Genomic DNA, 3543 nt, shown 5'->3' on the forward strand with positions numbered 1-3543 from the left:
GCCGTGATCATGATCCTCGACCGCTTCCCCGTCGGCGGCACCGGAAAGATCGACCGCAACGCCCTACCCGCACCCGACTCGCAGCGCCCCGACCTCGGGGTGGAGTTCGTCGAGCCGGCGACGAACGAGGAGCGCCTCGTCGCCGCGGTGTTCGCGACCGTCCTCGGCATCGACCGCGTCGGCACGCGCGACAGCTTCTTCGACCTGGGTGGCACCTCTCTTCAGTCGGCGGCGGTCGCGACGCGCATCGACGAGGCCGCGGACGTCGTCGTGCCCGTCTCGCAGATCCACCGCACCCCCACACCACAGGGCCTGGCCCACTGGCTGACCACCGCGCCCCGCCGTACGGGCGCCGGCTCGACCGCCGCGCAGGCCCGTCAGCGCCCCGGCCCGGTTCCGCTCGCGCAGCAGGTGGCGAAGTGCCTGATGTCGCCGCTGGAGGTCGTCGTCCCGGTCACCTGGTGGATCGAGGGTGAGCTGGACCTGCGGGCGCTGATGGCGGCGCTGGGCGACGTGCACCGCCGGCACGAGGCGCTGCACGCCCGCTACCGGCGGACCGCTCCCCCGGTGGCGCTCGTCCCGCCGAACCCGGGGATGCCGCAGCTGCGACTGCTCACCGACGCCAACAGCGAGCAGGAAGCCCTGGACCAACTGGCGGAGGCCGTGCAGCAGCCGCTCGACTACACGCAGGGCCGCGTCTGGCGGGCCGCCCTGACCCGGGAGAAGTCGACCGGGCGGGTCCTGTTCGGCGTGGGCATCCACCACATCGCCTTCGACGGCTGGTCGTACGCGCTGCTGGTGCGGGACCTGAGCCACGCCTACGCGGCGCGGCTGTCGGGCGCGGCCCCGGTGTGGGCGCGACCCGCGCCGACGCTGCGCCAGTCGTACGAGGAGTACGCCCGCCTGCGCGACGCCGCCGACCTCGACGCGCAGCGGGCCTACTGGCGCGAGCAGTTGCGGGGCCTGCCCCGCCAGGGCCGGGGCGAGGCCACGGCACCGCTGGAGCAGGCGCTGGCCTGGGGTCCGAAGGCCGGGCACACCGTCACCGTCACCCCGGAGGTCATACGGCGTTGGGACCGGGCCGCCCGGGAACAGCGGTTCAGCCGGTCCAGCTACTTCGTCGCGGCGTTCGCCTCCGCGCTGCGCGCCGTCCACGAGCAGGACGACATCGGTCTGCTGATGGTCGTGGCCAAGCGGGGTAGCCGCGTTCTCGACTCCGCCTTCACCACCCGGCTGAACCTCAACTGTGTCCGGGTGCGCTTCGACGGGCCGGAGGACGACAAACTCGTCCTGCGGGTCAACGAGACGATCAGCGACCTCATGCGGGCCCAGGACGTGCCCTTCGCGGAGACCGCCGACGACCCCGCCGCCGGGCTCTCCGGCGAGGTGGTCGCCAGCCTGCCGACCTTCGTGTTCCAGGACAACGTGGTGCTTCCGCTGGAACTGCCCGGCTGCCGGGCCGAGGAGGTCGTCGACCCGTACGCCCGGGAGGTGCCCAACGGCCTCACGGTCGAGGTGCTGCCCCGCGCCGACCACGCCCTCCTGCGCGTCACCATCCGCACCGACTACCTGCCGTACCGCTTCGCCGAGGAACTGAACGGGCACATGCTGCGCTTCCTGGAAGCCGGGCCGGCGGGCTCCCCCACCGTCGGTTGACCGTTCACCCCGTACACACCGGACTGCTTGTCATGGCCGTGGGCGCGCGAGTCGCGTCCCCGGAGTTCGTGGTTCTTCCCCTCCCGGCGGGCCCCTGCGGGCGACGCCGGGACTGATCGGAGGTTGGCTCATGTCTGTCGGGTTCGTTGGTGGTCGGGTCCCGGCCGCGGGTGTCGTCGGGACCGGCACCGACTTCGAGGTCCTCGACCTCGTGGGGGACCTGCGCCGGCCGACGGTGTGGCCGGCCCGGGCAGCCTCCGAGTTCCGGACGGTGGACCTGACCGCCCTGGCGGGCGCGGGGTCCCCCGCCGCGGTGGTGCTGGCCGGTGTCCTGGGGGTGCTGGCCCGGTACACCGCCCAGGCCGAGGTGGTGGTGGGGTTCTCGTCGGGCGGCGTGTTGCGGGTCGACGTCGCGGACGACCCCGGTTTCGGGGAGTTGGTGTCGCGGGTGGGTGCGGCCCTGGCCGGGCCGGTCGCGCCGGACGCGGGCGCGGTGGGTCCGGTGGTGGTGGGGCTGGTGGACGCTCCGGTGGCCGAGGTGGGGCCGGATGTCGTGGACGTGGATGTGATGGTGGCCGTCGCGGGCGACGGGTCGGCGGTACGGGTGGACTACGCGGCGGACGGGTTCTCGGCGCAGTGGGTGCGGGGCCTGGTGGACCAGGTGGTGCTGCTGGCGTCGGCGGGGTCGGCGGAGCCGGGGGTTGGCCTGTCGGGGTTGCCGCTGGTGGGGGACGCGGAGCGGGAGCGGCTGCTGGCGTGGGGGCGGGGTCCGGTGCGTGAGGTGCCGGGTCAGCCGATCCACGAGTTGGTGCTGGAGTGGGCGCGGCGCACGCCGGAGGCGGTGGCGGGTGTCGCCGGTGGTGAGGTGCTGACGTACGCGGAACTGGACCGCCGCTCGGGGGCGCTGGCCGGGTACCTGCGGTCGCTGGGTGTGCGGGCCGGCGACGTGGTGTCGCTGGCGTTGGACCGCAGCCTGTGGACGTTGATCGCCACCCTGGGTGTGATGCGGGCGGGCGCGGCGTACACGCCGATGGACGTGTCCTGGCCGACGGAGCGGATGCGCGTGCTGCTGGCCGACCACGGCGCACGGGTCGTGCTCACCGTCGGCGAGGTCGCCGCACGCGTCCCCCGGCCGGACGGCGTACAGGTGGTCGCGCTGGACGACGACTGGCCGACCGTGCAGGCGCACGAACCGGTCGACCTGCCGACCGTCGAGCCGTCCGCGCCGGCGTTCGTGATCTACACGTCGGGATCCACCGGGACGCCGAAGGGCGTCGTGCTGGCGCACGACATGCTGACGAACTTCCTCGCCTGGATGCGCGACGAGTGCGCGGTGGGCCCGGACAGCCGGATGCTGCACTGCTGCGCCCCGGTGTTCGACGTCGCCCTGGGCGAGATCTACACCGCGCTGACCTCCGGCGCCCGCGTCGTGGTCTGCTCCCGCGACGACCTGCTCGACGCCCGCCGCCTCACGGACCTGATCGCCAAGGAACAGGCGACCCACGCCTTCTGCCCGCCCACCAACCTCGCGGCGGTCGACCCCGCCGACTGCCCGAGCATGTCGTGCGTGACCCTCGCCGGTGAGCCCATCCCGCCCCACATGGCGCAGCGGTGGATGACCGCCGGCGCCCGGCTGATCAACGCGTACGGGCCCGCCGAAGCTTCCGTGGCGTGCACGTGGTTCGACGCGTCGGCGGGTTGGGGCGGGGCGTACGTGCCGATCGGCCGGCCCATGCCCAACCGGCAGATCCGCGTCGTCGACACCAACCTCCACCTCATGCCCGCCGGCGTACCCGGCGAAATCCTCATCACCGGCTTCGGAGTCGCCGACGGCTACCTCAACCGCCCCGAACTCACCGCCCAACGCTTCGTCACCGACCCGTACGG

Annotated in this window: 2 protein-coding genes; both read left to right on the forward strand. The window is 73.6% G+C overall.

Going from position 1 to position 3543, the window contains the following annotated elements; genetic code table 11:
* The coding region (locus tag AB0883_RS30690) for a condensation domain-containing protein (protein WP_366644757.1) at nucleotides 1-1656 on the forward strand (1656 nt) is incomplete at its 5' end.
* Nucleotides 1657-1786: 130 nt separating this feature from the next.
* Nucleotides 1787-3543: AMP-binding protein (locus AB0883_RS30695; protein WP_366644758.1), on the forward strand; the 1757-nt coding region annotated here is incomplete at its 3' end.

Source organism: Micromonospora sp. NPDC047812 (genome assembly GCF_040704175.1).
In the GTDB taxonomy this organism is placed as follows: Bacteria; Actinomycetota; Actinomycetes; order Mycobacteriales; family Micromonosporaceae; genus Micromonospora.